Origin of the sequence: Bacillus sp. MAG717A (assembly GCF_036884855.1) — a bacterium.
In the GTDB taxonomy this organism is placed as follows: Bacteria; Bacillota; Bacilli; order Bacillales; family Bacillaceae; genus Bacillus; species Bacillus safensis.
Genome location: NZ_CP145733.1, coordinates 619,685 through 633,606, shown reverse-complemented (window position 1 = coordinate 633,606; position 13,922 = coordinate 619,685). Strand labels below are relative to the sequence as shown.

19 protein-coding genes are annotated in these 13,922 nt (G+C 40.8%); 12 read left to right on the top strand and 7 right to left on the bottom strand.

From position 1 onward, the window contains the following. The first annotated feature begins 60 nt into the window (after nt 1-60). From V6Z54_RS03385 to V6Z54_RS03370, 4 genes are all read left to right on the top strand, one after another. A complete protein-coding gene (locus V6Z54_RS03385) occupies nt 61-564 on the top strand; it encodes a hypothetical protein (RefSeq protein WP_338527697.1) in 504 nt (167 codons plus the stop codon). Between the two features lie 90 nt (nt 565-654). Further along, complete coding sequence (locus V6Z54_RS03380; RefSeq protein WP_073978532.1) at nt 655-1,680, top strand: zinc-binding alcohol dehydrogenase family protein; 1,026 nt, start codon at nt 655-657, stop codon at nt 1,678-1,680. Beyond that, on the top strand, nt 1,677-2,204 hold the full coding sequence (locus V6Z54_RS03375; protein ID WP_041087317.1) for a YfiT family bacillithiol transferase: 528 nt from the start codon (nt 1,677-1,679) through the stop codon (nt 2,202-2,204). Before V6Z54_RS03380 ends, V6Z54_RS03375 begins: the two co-directional genes overlap by 4 nt. A gap of 12 nt (nt 2,205-2,216) precedes the next feature. Next, nucleotides 2,217-2,504, top strand: coding sequence for a hypothetical protein (locus V6Z54_RS03370; RefSeq protein ID WP_041087319.1), 288 nt, complete (start codon nt 2,217-2,219; stop codon nt 2,502-2,504). A gap of 22 nt (nt 2,505-2,526) precedes the next feature. Here the strand turns inward: V6Z54_RS03370 and V6Z54_RS03365 are convergent, their stop codons facing one another. Further along, entirely contained in the window at nt 2,527-3,006 is a 480-nt protein-coding gene (locus V6Z54_RS03365; RefSeq protein WP_024425228.1) for a MarR family transcriptional regulator, read from the bottom strand. 169 nt (nt 3,007-3,175) lie between these two features. Between V6Z54_RS03365 and mprF the strand changes: the two genes are divergently transcribed. The 3 genes from mprF to V6Z54_RS03350 all read left to right on the top strand — a co-directional run bounded on the left by mprF (nt 3,176) and on the right by V6Z54_RS03350 (nt 7,187). Next, nucleotides 3,176-5,746 carry a bifunctional lysylphosphatidylglycerol flippase/synthetase MprF gene (gene mprF, locus V6Z54_RS03360; protein WP_041087321.1) on the top strand — a complete coding sequence of 857 codons (2,571 nt, stop codon included), beginning with the start codon at nt 3,176-3,178 and terminating at the stop codon, nt 5,744-5,746. Nucleotides 5,747-5,838: 92 nt separating this feature from the next. Next, nucleotides 5,839-6,387: a thioredoxin family protein gene (locus V6Z54_RS03355; protein ID WP_039177253.1), complete on the top strand. Its 549-nt coding sequence runs from the start codon at nt 5,839-5,841 to the stop codon at nt 6,385-6,387. 332 nt (nt 6,388-6,719) lie between these two features. Further along, the gene (locus V6Z54_RS03350) at nt 6,720-7,187 is read left to right on the top strand and encodes a DUF393 domain-containing protein (RefSeq protein WP_041087324.1); all 468 of its coding nucleotides are present in this window, start codon (nt 6,720-6,722) and stop codon (nt 7,185-7,187) included. Nucleotides 7,188-7,223: 36 nt separating this feature from the next. Here the strand turns inward: V6Z54_RS03350 and V6Z54_RS03345 are convergent, their stop codons facing one another. Then, nucleotides 7,224-8,480, bottom strand: coding sequence for a transcriptional regulator (locus V6Z54_RS03345; protein ID WP_041087326.1), 1,257 nt, complete (start codon nt 8,478-8,480; stop codon nt 7,224-7,226). 272 nt (nt 8,481-8,752) lie between these two features. Here V6Z54_RS03345 and V6Z54_RS03340 point away from each other — a divergent pair, with 272 nt between their 5' ends. Continuing rightward, nucleotides 8,753-9,340 carry a nitroreductase gene (locus V6Z54_RS03340; RefSeq protein WP_041087328.1) on the top strand — a complete coding sequence of 196 codons (588 nt, stop codon included), beginning with the start codon at nt 8,753-8,755 and terminating at the stop codon, nt 9,338-9,340. 38 nt (nt 9,341-9,378) lie between these two features. Here the strand turns inward: V6Z54_RS03340 and V6Z54_RS03335 are convergent, their stop codons facing one another. From V6Z54_RS03335 to V6Z54_RS03325, 3 genes are all read right to left on the bottom strand, one after another. Beyond that, nucleotides 9,379-9,534, bottom strand: a complete 156-nt coding sequence (locus V6Z54_RS03335; RefSeq protein WP_041087330.1) for a YfhD family protein — start codon at nt 9,532-9,534, stop codon at nt 9,379-9,381. Between the two features lie 61 nt (nt 9,535-9,595). Then, nucleotides 9,596-9,706 carry a YfhE family protein gene (locus V6Z54_RS03330; protein WP_017358836.1) on the bottom strand — a complete coding sequence of 37 codons (111 nt, stop codon included), beginning with the start codon at nt 9,704-9,706 and terminating at the stop codon, nt 9,596-9,598. A gap of 52 nt (nt 9,707-9,758) precedes the next feature. After that, nucleotides 9,759-10,655 carry a TIGR01777 family oxidoreductase gene (locus V6Z54_RS03325; RefSeq protein ID WP_338527696.1) on the bottom strand — a complete coding sequence of 299 codons (897 nt, stop codon included), beginning with the start codon at nt 10,653-10,655 and terminating at the stop codon, nt 9,759-9,761. A 94-nt stretch (nt 10,656-10,749) separates the two neighbouring features. On the opposite strand from V6Z54_RS03325, the gene recX reads away from it, so the two are divergent. Both recX and V6Z54_RS03315 read left to right on the top strand, forming a co-directional pair. After that, on the top strand, nt 10,750-11,541 hold the full coding sequence (gene recX / locus V6Z54_RS03320) for a recombination regulator RecX (RefSeq protein WP_024425808.1): 792 nt from the start codon (nt 10,750-10,752) through the stop codon (nt 11,539-11,541). 3 nt (nt 11,542-11,544) lie between these two features. After that, nucleotides 11,545-11,859 carry a YfhH family protein gene (locus V6Z54_RS03315; protein WP_041087336.1) on the top strand — a complete coding sequence of 105 codons (315 nt, stop codon included), beginning with the start codon at nt 11,545-11,547 and terminating at the stop codon, nt 11,857-11,859. Between the two features lie 23 nt (nt 11,860-11,882). Here the strand turns inward: V6Z54_RS03315 and V6Z54_RS03310 are convergent, their stop codons facing one another. Then, the gene (locus V6Z54_RS03310; protein ID WP_008360604.1) at nt 11,883-12,056 is read right to left on the bottom strand and encodes a YpzG family protein; all 174 of its coding nucleotides are present in this window, start codon (nt 12,054-12,056) and stop codon (nt 11,883-11,885) included. Nucleotides 12,057-12,081: 25 nt separating this feature from the next. After that, entirely contained in the window at nt 12,082-12,231 is a 150-nt protein-coding gene (locus tag V6Z54_RS03305) for a small, acid-soluble spore protein K (RefSeq protein WP_003217849.1), read from the bottom strand. A gap of 116 nt (nt 12,232-12,347) precedes the next feature. Between V6Z54_RS03305 and V6Z54_RS03300 the strand changes: the two genes are divergently transcribed. Beyond that, nucleotides 12,348-12,620: a YfhJ family protein gene (locus V6Z54_RS03300; RefSeq protein WP_024425219.1), complete on the top strand. Its 273-nt coding sequence runs from the start codon at nt 12,348-12,350 to the stop codon at nt 12,618-12,620. A 299-nt stretch (nt 12,621-12,919) separates the two neighbouring features. Next, nucleotides 12,920-13,903, top strand: a complete 984-nt coding sequence (locus V6Z54_RS03295) for a glycosyltransferase family 2 protein (RefSeq protein WP_041087338.1) — start codon at nt 12,920-12,922, stop codon at nt 13,901-13,903. Nucleotides 13,904-13,922 lie beyond the last annotated feature (19 nt).

Genomic DNA, 13,922 nt, shown 5'->3' with positions numbered 1-13,922 from the left:
TTTTTATAGTTTGGGAAACTTTTCGGCAAATGAAACGTAGTACATATGGAGGTGAAACAGATGAAAACATCTATAGAAAAAGTCCTATTTCTTTTATCAGTCAGACACGCATTGATTGCCTGTTATTTTTTAGTGCTTCCGTTCGTTGCACAAGTCCTTTATACACCATCACCTTTATTGATCGTCCTCATCGCTCTTTTTATGATTCATAATCTAACAGAAAGTATCATTTTGTTTTACAAATCGAGAAAGATTAGAAAGCACCAGTCTGGTGATTTATCAAAACGCGGGCATGTCTTTAGCCAGCTCGTGCAAAGACTTGAACAGCTCCTCATCGTCGGTTTTGTGATTCTTTTGATCAATGAATGGATACAGGGAAGAGTAGATATAACTACTCTCTCATTCACTCTTTTTCTATTAATCATCGTTTTTCTGCAGCACATTCAGTTTTACTACGTTCAGTTATTTTTTAAATCCAACAGCTGGTTCACTTATGTTCCTTCTTTGCAAAAGGCACGTCCTTCATACATGTCAAGAGAACGAAAGGCCCTGAAAAGGTCATAAATGTGCCATCACTCGTTTGATCCAGCCATAAACATCAGAAAATTATGATAAAATGTGGAAAGAAAGAATGGAGAAAGGGAGTGCGAGCGAGTGAAAGCAGTTGGACTATTGGAGTATTTGCCGATTGAGCATGAGCAAAGCCTGATGGATGAAGAGGTTGAAAAGCCTAAAGCGTCTGGCAGGGATGTACTGGTGAAGATAGAGGCTGTGTCCGTGAATCCAGTTGATACAAAGGTGAGATCACCGAAGGATCAGAAGGAAGAAAAACTGAAAATCCTTGGCTATGATGCAAGCGGTACGGTTGTTGAAGTGGGCGAAGCGTGTACATTATTTCAGCCAGGCGATCACGTATACTATGCTGGAGATATTACGCGTCAAGGCTCGAATAGTGAATACCAGCTTGTGGATGAGCGTATTGTGGCGAAAAAGCCTGCTAATCTATCCTTTGCAGAAGCAGCAGCGATGCCTCTTACAACAATTACGGCTTATGAGGCTTTATTTGACCGGATGCATATGAAGCGGAATGCAGAAGGCTCAACCTTGCTGATCATTGGGGGTGCAGGCGGGGTTGGTTCTATTGCCATTCAACTAGCCAAATTAGCGAAGGCAACTGTGATCGCAACCGCATCAAGACCAGAAACAAAAGAGTGGTGTCTGTCATTAGGTGCCGATCATATCATTGATCATCATCAGCCGCTTCTCGCGCAGCTCGAGGAAAAAGGAATCGGCGAAGTGGATTTTATTTTATGCTTAAATGATACAGATGGACATTTCAAAGGCATGGCAGAAGCCATCAAACCGCAAGGCACGATCTGTACCATTGTCGAGAACAAGCACAACCTAGACATTCAGTTACTCAAAAATAAAAGTGCGGCATTTGTATGGGAATTCATGTTCACACGTCCTATGTATGAAACAGCGGACATGATCAAACAGCATGAGCTTTTGACAGAGGCGAGTGAGTTATTTGAGCAAGGAAAGATAACGCATACCTTAACAAAGGTTCTCAGTCCGATCAATGCTGCTAACTTGAAGCAGGCACATCAAACACTTGAGCAAGGAAAGATGATTGGAAAATTTGTGCTTGAAGGATTTGAGAGAGGAGAGAACGTATGACGTCATTACAATATCCGATTGGCTTATATGAACCAGTAGAAACAAAAACGAAAGCACAGCTGGAAGCATGGATTGATGAGCTGGCTGCAATCCCTGAAGAGTATGAAGCAGTGACTGCACCGTTGACAGATGCTCAGCTTGATACACCTTATCGGCCGGGAGGATGGACTGTTCGTCAGCTCATTCACCACGTAGCAGACAGCCATCTGAATGCATACTTACGATTCAAACTTGCTCTCACAGAAGATACACCGGACATACGTCCATATGATCAGGAGGGATTTGCCTCACTTCCTGATAGCAAGGCGCCCATCAGTTTATCCCTGCCTTTGATCAGCAGTCTGCATCGCAGGTGGGTCACTTTACTGCGGGGAATGTCAGAGGAAGACTTCAACGCTTCTTATTATCACCCTGCCGATCAACAAACAGTGTCCTTATATGATGCAACGGGAATGTACGTCTGGCATTCAAAGCATCACCTTGCCCATATTACGGAATTAATCAAAAGAAATCAGTGGAAGTAAAGGAGTAAACGCATGTCTGGAAGGAGAATTGTCGGCGCCATGTTTATCTGTATGGCGGCATTGTTTTATATAGCGAAATATGTTCTTTTTGAGATTCATTTTTTTAGAACGAGCTTTGATGATGAGGTCAGTAAATTTCAGCTTCTTGAAGAAGTGCTTCCTGGCGGTACGTGGATCAGCATCTTTTTTCTCATCATCGGCTTAGCCTATCTTTTATGGGATGATAGGGAAGTCATTCGTAAAAATCTTGTCACCCCAGATCGACAAGTAGAAGAAACAAAAAAGACGGACCTCAAGTGACCGTCTTTTTCCCTTTTCATGTTTAGCCGCGTTCAGGACGCAGTGCTTTTTCTAAGATAGCAAGGCCTTCATTGACTTTTTCTTTTTCCTCGTCATTGAGCCGCTGCAGGGAATTTTTGATTTTTTCGTGTCCTTTTTGATAAATACTTCTGAAAATATTTTTCGCTTCCTCTGTCAGCTCTACGACAATGATTCTCCGGTCACGCTCAGAGTGCTTTCGCACGACAAAGTTAGACTGTTCTAACCGGTCAAGCAGACCTGTCATATTGGACAAAGAAGCGCCCATTTTTTCAGCGATTTCGGATACTTTGAGAGAGCCATGGTTATTGAGCAGCATCAGCACCTTCATTTGAGGCATACTCATATCAAGCTTCATCCATTCAGAAACATCTCCAAGACCTGCAGCTGTGAGCACTTTCATATAAAGAACCCATGTCTTTTTTTCCTCTGGAGATAGAATCTCTTCTTTTAATACGGTGGTGTCATGAATATTATATTCCACGCTTGTTCACTTCCTTTAAGCGGCTCTTTTTCTTTATATTACTGATTTTTACTTCTAATTGAAAGGTTCGTCAAGCTTTTGAATGTTAAACTGCATGAATCAAGTGGTATTTGTTGTATAATAATGTTCAGTTGAAATAATTGAAGCAACCTAGAAAGTTGGGAAAAACATGTGGAACAAAAAAACGGGTATGACGATCTTAAAAATGCTTTTTCCGATCGTGATTATCCTTGTCTTGATCTTTGTCGCGAAGCAGGAGCTAAGCGGACTTTCCATTAAAAAGACGTTTTATATTATTGACAGCTTGAACCGAATGGACTTGTTTATTCTTGTCTTTCTTGGACTAGTCGCGGTTTTATCGATGTCCTTATATGATTTTATTTTACGAAAAAGCCTGAATATGCCGATCAGCGGCTGGAAAACGATACGCATTTCCTGGATTGCAAACTCCTTTAACAGTGTTCTTGGATTTGGCGGTCTATCAGGAGCAGGGCTTAGAACGCTTCTCTATAAGGAGTACATAACAGATACGAAAAAACTGCTGAAAGGCATTGCCCTTTTGACTTCCTCTGTCCTTTTGGGCTTATCTATTTTCAGTGATCTGATCTTGGTCAGGGTGCTTCCTGTTGAAAGTATTATCAGCCAGGAGCCGTGGCTATGGGCATTTGTCATTATCTTTGCCTGTATTGTACCAATATATATCGTCATGGCATCCATTCGAAAAAGCTCGATTGAGAGCGGTGAAAATGGACTGAAGCATCCAATTTACGCTTATATCGGTGCATCGTTTTTAGAATGGCTGGCAGCTGGACTTGTTATGTACATGGCTGTCGTCTCTATGGGGATGAATGTCGATGTCCGAATTGTATTAGGTGTATTTGCGATTGCATCAATTGGTGGTTTAATCAGTATGGTTCCGGGCGGATTTGGTTCGTTTGACCTCATCTTTTTACTGAGCATGCAGTACATTGGTTTTGATAAAGAGATGGTGCTGACGGCGCTCGTCTTGTACCGCTTCGTGTACTCAATCTTCCCGTTTATCCTAGGGCTTTGTCTAGCTGCTTACGATTTAACGGGCACGACGCTTAGACGTCTTGAAGGCAATCCGAAAATGGCACCTGCCATTGAAACAACGAACGTTTTAATTGTTTTACACCGTGCTTTATTAATCCGTTTATTGTACGGATCATTATCGATTTTAACCTTTGGGAGCGGCTTGCTTATCATGGCGTCTGTTGTGCTTCCGGTCGATCGATTAGGTGTGATTACCAGCATTCCACGCTTTCTGTTATCGGGATTTAATGGTCTTTCTTTAATGTTCGGAATCATTCTGATGATTTTGTCCATTGAAGTGTATAAAAGAACGAAAAGATCGTACGTGCTGACAATGATCTCCTTAGCAGGCGGTTTTGTGTTTACTTTGTTAAAGGGATTTAACCTCAGTCTGATCTTTATTTTGCCAGTCATCATGGCTGTGTTTTTCTCTCTTCGAAATCAATTTGTGAAGCAGCAGGCACCTTATTCTTTGAACCAGTTTGTGGCGGCTGCCGCTGGATATTTACTCGTGCTCTTTAACTATAATGTCATTGGCAACTTTATTTGGACAAAAATCGGGCATTTCTTGAGTAAGGATTACTTGGTGCATAATGAACGGCATATCACGATGACAAGCATGATTGCTCTCATCGGTGTCCCGCTTTTCTTCTTCATTAGTAAATTGATTTTTAATAAGAAAGCATTTCCGATTGGAGAAAAAGCAGATGAGGAAAAATTAAAAACATTTTTAGAAGAAAAGGGCGGAAATGCCCTCAGTCATCTTGGTTTTTTAGGCGACAAAAAACTATTTTTCTCAAGTGATGGAGAAGCGATGCTTCAGTTTGGACGAATTGGCCGCTGCGTCATTGTGCTCGGAGATCCATCTGGACGTGAGGCGTCTTATCCGCTTGTACTTGAAGAGTTTTTACAGGAGACAGAAAAAGCCGGCTACCGCGTCGCTTTTTATCAAGTAGAACGAGAAGGAATGGCTCTTTATCATGACTTAGGCTTTCACTTCTTTAAGCTTGGGGAAGAAGCCATGGTCGATTTAGAAACGTTTACTCTGTCAGGTAAGAAAAAATCAAATTTACGAGCTGTGGCGAATAAATTTGAACGAGAAGGCTACACCTTTGAAATGCTGGAACCTCCTTTTTCAGATGAGTTGATCTCAACCTTAAAACAAATCTCTGACAGCTGGCTCGGAAAGAAGAAAGAAAAAGGGTTTTCGCTCGGTTATTTTCAAGAAGACTATCTTCAAAAAGCGCCGATTGCAATTCTAAAGGATGAACAAGGACAGATCATTTCCTTTGTATCATTGATGCCGATGTATCAAGAAGGGGAGATTTCCATCGATTTAATGCGTCATATGCATGATGCACCGAACGGGATGATGGATGCGCTGTTTATCCACCTGTTTCAATGGGCGAAAGAAAAAGGCTACAAATCGTTTAACATGGGAATGGCACCTTTATCGAATGTGGGGACGTTCCATCAGTCCTTTCTCACGGAGCGTTTGGCGAGTGTTATTTTCAACAATGTCAGATATATGTACAGCTTCAGCGGTTTACGGTCGTTTAAACAGAAATATAAGCCTGAATGGCGTGGGAAATATTTAGCGTATAAAAAAAATACGTCACTGCCTGTCACAATGGTGCTTGTCACCAAGCTGATTGGGACGGACCCAAATCGAAATCGGCGTCGATAAACCAAAAGACCTTTACCTTTCACTAGGTGAAGGTTTTTTTAGACAAAAGAATAGCAAAAGTGGTAAAGTTGAAGGGTAAGGGGGATGTTCATATGACATTAAATGAATGGTTTACAAAGGGATTAGCTGAACGTACATATGTACACAACATGGAGAAAAACCGGGAAAATCTACTCACGGTGTACAACCAGTACGCAATTCATCAAAAAGAAAAAGAGCTGCTTCAAAAGCTGCAAAAGAAAAAGCTCAGAGCGCTTGTTATCACAGCGGATTGGTGCGGGGATGCAATGGTCAATGTTCCGATTTTCATGCGTATTGCAAATGAAGCACTCATAGATGCGCGCTATTTCATTCGGGATGAGAATCTAGACCTGATGGATCAGTATTTAACGAACGGGACCGCAAGATCGATTCCGATTATCGTCATCATTGATCAGGACGGGAATGAAGTGGGGAAATGGGGACCTCGCTCAGCAGAAGCACAGCGCTTTGTGGACGAGAAAAAACCGGACAAAGATGCACCTGATTATGAAGAAGCTTTTCAAGTATTTGCGAAAGAAGCCGCACATCACTATACGACAGACCGTTACTTATGGAAAGATATTGAGAAAGAAATAGTAGAAGTTTTGGCAAAAATATAAACCAAAAGACTACTTCGCCGCAATGGGAAGTAGTCTTTTTTTATCTTGTTTTTGCGTTTTACCTACAAAACACCGCATAAAGATGTAGAAAACCGCAGAATTCTATCAAATACCGCAGAAAACCGCAAAGGACCACGATTTTCCCAACCACTTTTAGTTGAAAAACCTCATATATGCCATGAAATCAATGATTTTGCCCTTATCCAAAGGCTCATATAACGCACGACGGTTGGCTTTTTCCCAATACAAGAGGCCCAGCAACTATAGTAATCTAGTTGTAATCTCCTTTGAACGAACTAAAAAAATGACAGAAAAGGACAGGCGATCAATTTATGAAAAAAATCATTTATCTCGATCAAGAAAAAAAGAAGCTCGCTGAATCGAAAAAAAGAGAACAGCGTTCCATCAAATCACTCAGGCTGCTTGTGTTTTATGATGGACAAAGTCCTTCATGTGCAAAAATGATTGATTTGTTAAAATCACTCGATTGGAAAAATCGGATTCACTTTGAATCCTTTAGACACTCGCAGCTGCTCAGGCTGAATAAAATCAGTGAAGAGAAGGCGGAAAAACGAATTGTGTCTATTTCCCTAGCCAAAAATCAAAAAAATTCAGGGATTTATACTTGGCTGCGTATGGCCTGCCATATCCCTGCTTTATGGGGAACGGTCCCATTTATCGTGCTTAGTATTTGGCTTGGCTTTGGACAGCATGCGTACGATTTCTTTGCAAAAAGACGGTATATTCATTCTGTCAAACGGGTGAACCATCATGACACAGATCAACAAGAGACCATTTAATAAATAGAAAAAGCATGACCTTCGATCGGCAGAAGGTCATGCTTTTTTGTAATAGGGAAGATATCCTGTTAAATGATCGAGCAGTTTCTTTGTGTAGGACTTATATGCCTGCTCATCAAGCACAGCACCTGCATAGGTAAGCAAGGTTCTAAGAGCAAACAAATATTCACTGTGCAGCTCATTGTGTTCAAAGTAAGGAAGGGCTGCTTCGACCAAATAAGTTTTCAAATCAAGAGGATTTTCCTCAATCATCAATTTATAGATTTTGATCATATATAAACAGTTTGGCTGAATACGAGGCTGTTTTAACAGCTCGTGTATGTAGGGAAGTGCTTTTTTACGGTCATATTCAGCATATAGTGTCGCAATTTCATATAGCGTTTCACAGTAACGATCTTCTATCTGTTCTTGATTAAAGTAATTGAGTGAATCTAGTAAATAAGGCACAGCTGAAGAGAAATCGCCTTCACGTTTTAAGAGCACCCCGTAATAAAAATAAGCGGACATTTTAATATAGGCATCAGGATGAAGGGACGTGTGCAAAATCACTTCCTTTATATATTTCTTCGCAGTTTGATAGGCTTTTAGTTCAAGTGAGATCACGCCGTGAATGAGTGTACAGTGAATAATCCGCTTGAAATTGTTCTTTTGTCTATATAAATCCATCGCTTGATGTGTCGCTTCAAGTGCATCACCCAGCTGCCCCATGTTTCCGAGTGCTTTTGCATAGTGATAATACAAATCGCTTTGTTCAACTGAGGCGTAGGAAAAGCAGCTTTCAAGCTTTTTCAGTCCATCTTCAAGCTGACCAATTTTAATTTGATGAATGCCGTCTAGATATTCAAAAATTTCTTTTTCCGTTTCAATAAAGGTTTTTTCGAATTTTTTGAGCACACGGTGTGTTTTTAAGGCAAGCGGCTGTTTATCCGTTAATAAATAAAATTGAAATAAGGACAAATGATACTGAATGCCTAAATCGAGCGAAAAAAACTGCTCCTCGTGCTGAATAATCATTTCTGCATTTTGTTCAGCCTGATCGAGAGCATAGAAGTACATATTCATTTGAAACTCATCCAACAGTGACAGTAGATGACGCGCCTTTTGTGACAGCGTTTCTTGGCTGATGCCTAGCCGTTCAAGCAGTAGATTGATCGTATCTTGATTGGCCTCCTTTGAGCCATTTTCAATTTTACTTAAATGAGAGACAGAACAAATTCCTTCTGCCAATTCAGATTGGGTCATATTTTGTTTATAACGGTAGAGCTTAATGATTTGTCCAATATTGATTTTCATTCCATCCAGAAGCCTCCCTTCCAATCATGGTTGAAAGCCTTTTGACAAAAAAACAGATTAGACAAAATGGGAATACTTGAAAAACATTTCATCATCTTGGCTTTTTTCTCAAAATTTGTTTATAACGTAATATGATTGTAACATTACTTGAAAAAGTCAAACAACTATTTAGCAGAAGGGGGGAGGGATACTTGATTTGCAACTGCATACGATGACGTTTATAATGTGAATGAGAATCAATTTCAATTAAGTTGATTGAAAGGATGACATATATGCCAGAAACGAAACAACAAACAGAAGCATTAACGGTTCGAGACGCTGTCAGATATAGACGATCGATTCGAAAATTCAAAGACACACCGGTGACGATTGAGCAGCTTCAGCCGCTATTAGAAGATGCAGTCTATGCACCTAATCATAAAATCACGGAGCCGTGGCGCTTTTTATATGCGGTGACGGATGAAGCCAAAGCCACATTTGTAGAGCGCTTCATTGCTTTCTTTCAGCGCAACAACCCAGATGCAAAAGAAGAAAAAATCAATCAATACAGAGATTACTTTTCTAAGGTTCCAGCGCTTTTACTTGTCGTGCTAAAAGAAGACGAGAACCCTGTAGTGAGAAATGATGATTTTGCAGCTGTGAGCGCACTCATTCAAAATCTCCAGCTGCTTGCGTGGGATCAAGGAATCGGTATGGTATGGAAGAGCGGACGTATTTTATACGATAAAGGTTTTCAACAAGACATGGGATTAAAGGAAAACGAACGGTTTGCTGCGATCCTTCATATAGGTTATCCAGAAGAGGTGCCAGAGGAAAAATCACGCCAGAAAGCATCAAGTCTTCTTACTGAAATCAAATAAAAGAAAAGCAGACCGCTGAATAAGGTCTGCTTTTTTACTTATTGTTTTTTGGCGCGCTGGTCGGCTGCTTTCATACGTGCCATTGCTTTTAAGTCATTCGGATCTGCAAGTTCTTTGGAAAATTCAACATATTCGCCATCCGTCTCTTGTGCTGCGAGCTCGTGGTTGGATTTTTTGTGTTGGTCTTTTTTCAAAGCCTTTCCCTCCTTTACAAGATCACTTTAGTTATGTGCTTGTTGGAGGGGAATATCCGTCTTATTTGTTTCTTTTTTCTGCTGCTCTTTCCGCTTTTTTGAATTCCTGCTGATACAGGACTTCCTGAGTTTTCTTCAGCTTTGAAGTTGGCTGGTGTTCTTTTTTCTTCATCAAAATCGCCCCCTCATATCATTTCTAATAGGATGGGTGTTTTTGACAACATTTATTCCTCAGAATGCAAAATCGCTTCTTTTAGTTCAGGGTGCAAAAAGTCATAAGAAGAGAGCAGCGCTTTTTTTGGTAGAGCACGCTGGCCTTCTAAAACAAGTAATGACATTTCACCGAGTGCCGTTTTGATCACAAAAGATGGCACATTTAGCCAATGGGGACGGTGAAGGGCAGAAGCAATGGTTTGTCCAAGCTGTTTCATTTGAACAGGATTCGGTGATGTCACATTGATCGGACCTGACAGGTCGTCATTATGAATCGCATAAGCAATGAGATGTGCGACATCCTCAACATGAACCCATGAAACCCATTGCGAGCCAGCGCCAATTGTCCCGCCGGCAAACAGCTTGTAAGGAAGTGTCATCAGCGGCAGTGTGCCTTTTTCTCCTAACACGACGCCAAAGCGTGTGTAGACCGTACGAATGCCGAGGGCTTCAATCTTTTGCCCCTCAGCCTCCCAAAGTTTTGATGTATGGCTTAAGAAATCAGTATCTGCAGGAGGTGACTTCTCCGTAAAATCTCCTGTTTGAGAAGTGCCATAAATCCCGACAGCACTTGCTTGAATCAGTACAGATGGCTTTGATTCCTGCGCTTCTATTATGCGTCTTACCTCTTGTGTTGATTTGAGACGGCTGGAGAGGATGGCTTCTTTTGCCTTGTCTGTCCAGCGTGTGAAAATGGATTTTCCAGCAAGGTTAATCCATACATCGATGGCAGGCAATTCATGCTCAGGCGCAGCACCTTCAGTCAGCCACTGCACATAATGTAAATGATTTTGTTCGGATTCCTTTGGATTTCTTGTTAAAATATATAGATGATGTCCCTCAGCAGCGAGCACTTTTGTAACATGCTGGCCAATAAAACCGGTTCCTCCGGTAATGGCGATATTCAATTGACATCTCTCCTCTCATATACATACCTATATCTTTCACGATTTTGAATCAGAAGAAACATCCTGACTGTTTTGGAAAAGGAGTGATCACAGGATGCCCTATATTACAAAAATTTCTGCTCAGAAAAACAATACCGAGCGGGTCAACATCTTTCTTGATGAAAAGTACGCCTTTAGCGTTGATTTAGATGTGCTCGTCCAGCACGATTTGAAAAAAGGCAAAGAGCTGGACGAAGCAGATATCATTGAGATTCAATTCGGTGATTCGGTGAAAAAAGGATTTCAGCAGGCCGTTGATTATTTATCCTACCGTATGAGATCAGTGAAAGAAGTCACCGATTATTTAACGAAAAAAGAAATCCCGGCACCTGCTATTAGTGAAATTATACACAAATTGAAGCATTATAAGTATGTAAATGATCTTGAATTTGCAGAAGCCTATGTCAGCACCCACCGCAAAACGAACAGCAAAGGACCGTCCGTCCTAAAAAAAGAATTGAAGCTCAAGGGGATAGACGATGACACGATTGAGCAGGCGCTATCGCAATACCCTGATGACTTACAGCTCGAGGAAGCTGTAAAGCAGGTTCTCAAGCTTGTCAAAAAAGAAAAAAATCGTTCTGCAAAAGAGATCGAGCAGCGCATCAAGCTGCAGCTGCAGCGAAAGGGATTTTCGTTTGAGATCATTGATAAAGCCCTTCAAGAAGCCTATGATGGACAAGAAGAGGAAAAGGAAGAAGAAGCTCTCCTTTATATGCTGGAGAAGGCAAAACGCAAGGTAGGATATGACGGATCATTTGAAAAGAAGATGAAAGTGAAGCAATTTTTATTCAGAAAAGGCTTTGATCTCGATACAATTGATCACGTTTTAGACAAAGGGGAATGACAGATGGAAAAACGCTATAGTGAGATGACAGAATACGAATTGAAGCAGGAAATTGCCGCCCTTTCTGAAAAAGCACGAAAGGCTGAGCAGCTTGGCATTGTGAATGAATACGCAGTTTTAGAACGGAAAATCGATATGGCGAAAGCCTATTTATTAGATCCAGCTTCGATTCAAACGAAAACAACTTATCAAATTAAAGACACAGAAGAAGAGTTTTATGTAGAATATCTAAATGGCGTTTTTGCGTGGGGATACAGAGTATCGGCTCCAAATAAGGAAGATGCCCTGCCGATTTCAATGCTGACGCAAAAGGACTGATCCTAAAAGATCAGTCCTTTTCTTTACTTTGAACGCTGTTTACGGACGTTGTTCTGAAGTACGATGTCGTGCTGCGTTTGCTGCGTTTCTCCGTTGACCTGAGAGGCAGAATGCTTTGCATTTGCCCATGGTTGAGGGTAAGCGGTTGTCCTTAATTGAACAAAGTCTGCCATATACGATTTCCCATTTGAACTCATATCTCAAGCACTCCCTTTGGAAAAATTAGCGTTTCCCTGATGCCCTCATACGTTCCTGTGGACGTGTATTCGTTTCACCATTCGGCCGTTTAGACGCATAAGCATCTGTAGCGCCTGGTTCGCCTTCAAACTTGTGATTTACCTGATTTGGAAAGCCTTTTGCTTTATTACGCATATCGATTCCCTCCAAACAATACAAATCATTTGCGTCTTTTGAAGACGTAAGGGTAGTATATGAAAAAAGAAGTTTTTTTAAAAAGGCACTTTCTGCTAGATGAAGGAGGAACAGGCATGGAACAATACTTTGAGCGACTAACAGAACAACTCATGGAAAAAAACAATATGCTGACATATGACGAAGCACGTACATGGGTAGAGTTGCTTTGGAGTGATTTTGAAACGACTTATGCAAAGGCTGGCCGCAAGTATAAAGGACAGGAAACAACAGAACGAATTGTCCAAGAGTGGATCGAGAGCTACGGCGCGCAGCTTCATTTATTTCAAAATAAACAATCAAAGGCAAATGAGCATCTGCAACAAAACAATCGAGGGCTGCTTCACTAAAAGGTTGCCCTTTCACTTCCATTCATCTTTTTCAATAATTAGGAAAATATACAAATGAACAAATAATTTTATGAAACAATACCCAGTCTGTGATCGAAATTACAGGCTTTTTACAATGGTTAAACTTAAAATTACATTAAATTCATCCTGCTGAAAATCACTGGAAATAAAACTCTGATATAATGAAACGATTAAAGAGACATGTAATTTATGGATAATAAAAAAGGGTTTCGTTTTCTGAAAAAAAAGGAATAATGAACATATCAGACTATGTGAAAAAAGTGAAGAGAAGGTGCGATATGGAACGGGAACTGCTCTCTGTTATAATTCCTTCTTACAATGAAGGTGAAAACATCAGACGAATCTTTGAGGCACTCGAGGAAGAGTTTCGCGATTTTCATTATGACTTTGAAATCATCTTTGTGAATGATGGAAGCAAAGACAACACGCTTCAATACATGAGAGAGCTCTCTCGCAAAAGTGCAAAGGTCAAATATATATCCTTTTCACGTAACTTTGGAAAGGAAGCCGCTATTTTGGCAGGTCTTGAACATGCAAAAGGAGCAGCTGCGATTATTATGGACGCCGATCTGCAGCACCCGACGTATTTAATTCAGGACTTTGTCAGAGGGTATGAAGAAGGCTATCATCAAGTCATTGCCAAACGAAATCGTAAAGGTGACAGCAAGCTGCGCTCTTACCTGTCATCTATGTACTATAAGGTGATGAACAAGGTGGTAGAAGTGGACTTGCGTGATGGCGTCGGGGATTTCCGTTTAATTTCACGCCAAGCCATCGATGCACTGCTTCAGCTGAAAGAGGGAAATCGTTTTTCGAAAGGGCTTTTTTGCTGGATTGGGTTTGAAGAAAAGGTCATCTATTATGAAAATGTAGAAAGACAGCATGGTGATACAAAATGGTCACTGAAGAAATTATTTAACTATGGCATAGATGGCGTTATTTCTTTTAACAACCGCCCGCTGCGCATTTGTTTTTATACTGGCATACTGATCTTATTTCTCTCATTGATTTACATCGTGGCCACCTTTATTCAAATCGTCAGAACGGGCATTATGGTGCCGGGTTATTTTACTTTAATTTCGGCTGTGCTGTTCCTCGGAGGTGTCCAGCTTTTGAGTCTAGGTGTGATTGGAGAATATATTGGCCGTATCTATTATGAAACGAAAAAGAGGCCGCATTATTTAATCCAGGAATCAAATGTGATGGAACAAGAGACAAGCTCAAAGAAACAAGACCGAGTGTTAACGCAGTTATTTAAATAACGTGGAGTCAAATAACCGG

Bases quoted from the DNA above. Each gene is read 5' to 3' on its own strand.
- V6Z54_RS03385 (WP_338527697.1), top strand. From the start codon at position 61: ATGAAAACATCTATAGAAAAAGTCCTATTTCTTTTATCAGTCAGACAC.
- V6Z54_RS03370 (WP_041087319.1), top strand. From the start codon at position 2,217: ATGTCTGGAAGGAGAATTGTCGGCGCCATGTTTATCTGTATGGCGGCA.
- V6Z54_RS03295 (WP_041087338.1), top strand. From the start codon at position 12,920: ATGGAACGGGAACTGCTCTCTGTTATAATTCCTTCTTACAATGAAGGT.
- V6Z54_RS03315 (WP_041087336.1), top strand. From the start codon at position 11,545: ATGGAAAAACGCTATAGTGAGATGACAGAATACGAATTGAAGCAGGAA.
- V6Z54_RS03340 (WP_041087328.1), top strand. From the start codon at position 8,753: ATGCCAGAAACGAAACAACAAACAGAAGCATTAACGGTTCGAGACGCT.
- V6Z54_RS03330 (WP_017358836.1), bottom strand. From the start codon at position 9,706: ATGAAGAAAAAAGAACACCAGCCAACTTCAAAGCTGAAGAAAACTCAG.
- V6Z54_RS03350 (WP_041087324.1), top strand. From the start codon at position 6,720: ATGAAAAAAATCATTTATCTCGATCAAGAAAAAAAGAAGCTCGCTGAA.
- V6Z54_RS03355 (WP_039177253.1), top strand. From the start codon at position 5,839: ATGACATTAAATGAATGGTTTACAAAGGGATTAGCTGAACGTACATAT.
- V6Z54_RS03305 (WP_003217849.1), bottom strand. From the start codon at position 12,231: ATGCGTAATAAAGCAAAAGGCTTTCCAAATCAGGTAAATCACAAGTTT.
- V6Z54_RS03310 (WP_008360604.1), bottom strand. From the start codon at position 12,056: ATGAGTTCAAATGGGAAATCGTATATGGCAGACTTTGTTCAATTAAGG.
- V6Z54_RS03345 (WP_041087326.1), bottom strand. From the start codon at position 8,480: ATGAAAATCAATATTGGACAAATCATTAAGCTCTACCGTTATAAACAA.
- recX (WP_024425808.1), top strand. From the start codon at position 10,750: ATGCCCTATATTACAAAAATTTCTGCTCAGAAAAACAATACCGAGCGG.
- V6Z54_RS03300 (WP_024425219.1), top strand. From the start codon at position 12,348: ATGGAACAATACTTTGAGCGACTAACAGAACAACTCATGGAAAAAAAC.
- mprF (WP_041087321.1), top strand. From the start codon at position 3,176: ATGTGGAACAAAAAAACGGGTATGACGATCTTAAAAATGCTTTTTCCG.
- V6Z54_RS03375 (WP_041087317.1), top strand. From the start codon at position 1,677: ATGACGTCATTACAATATCCGATTGGCTTATATGAACCAGTAGAAACA.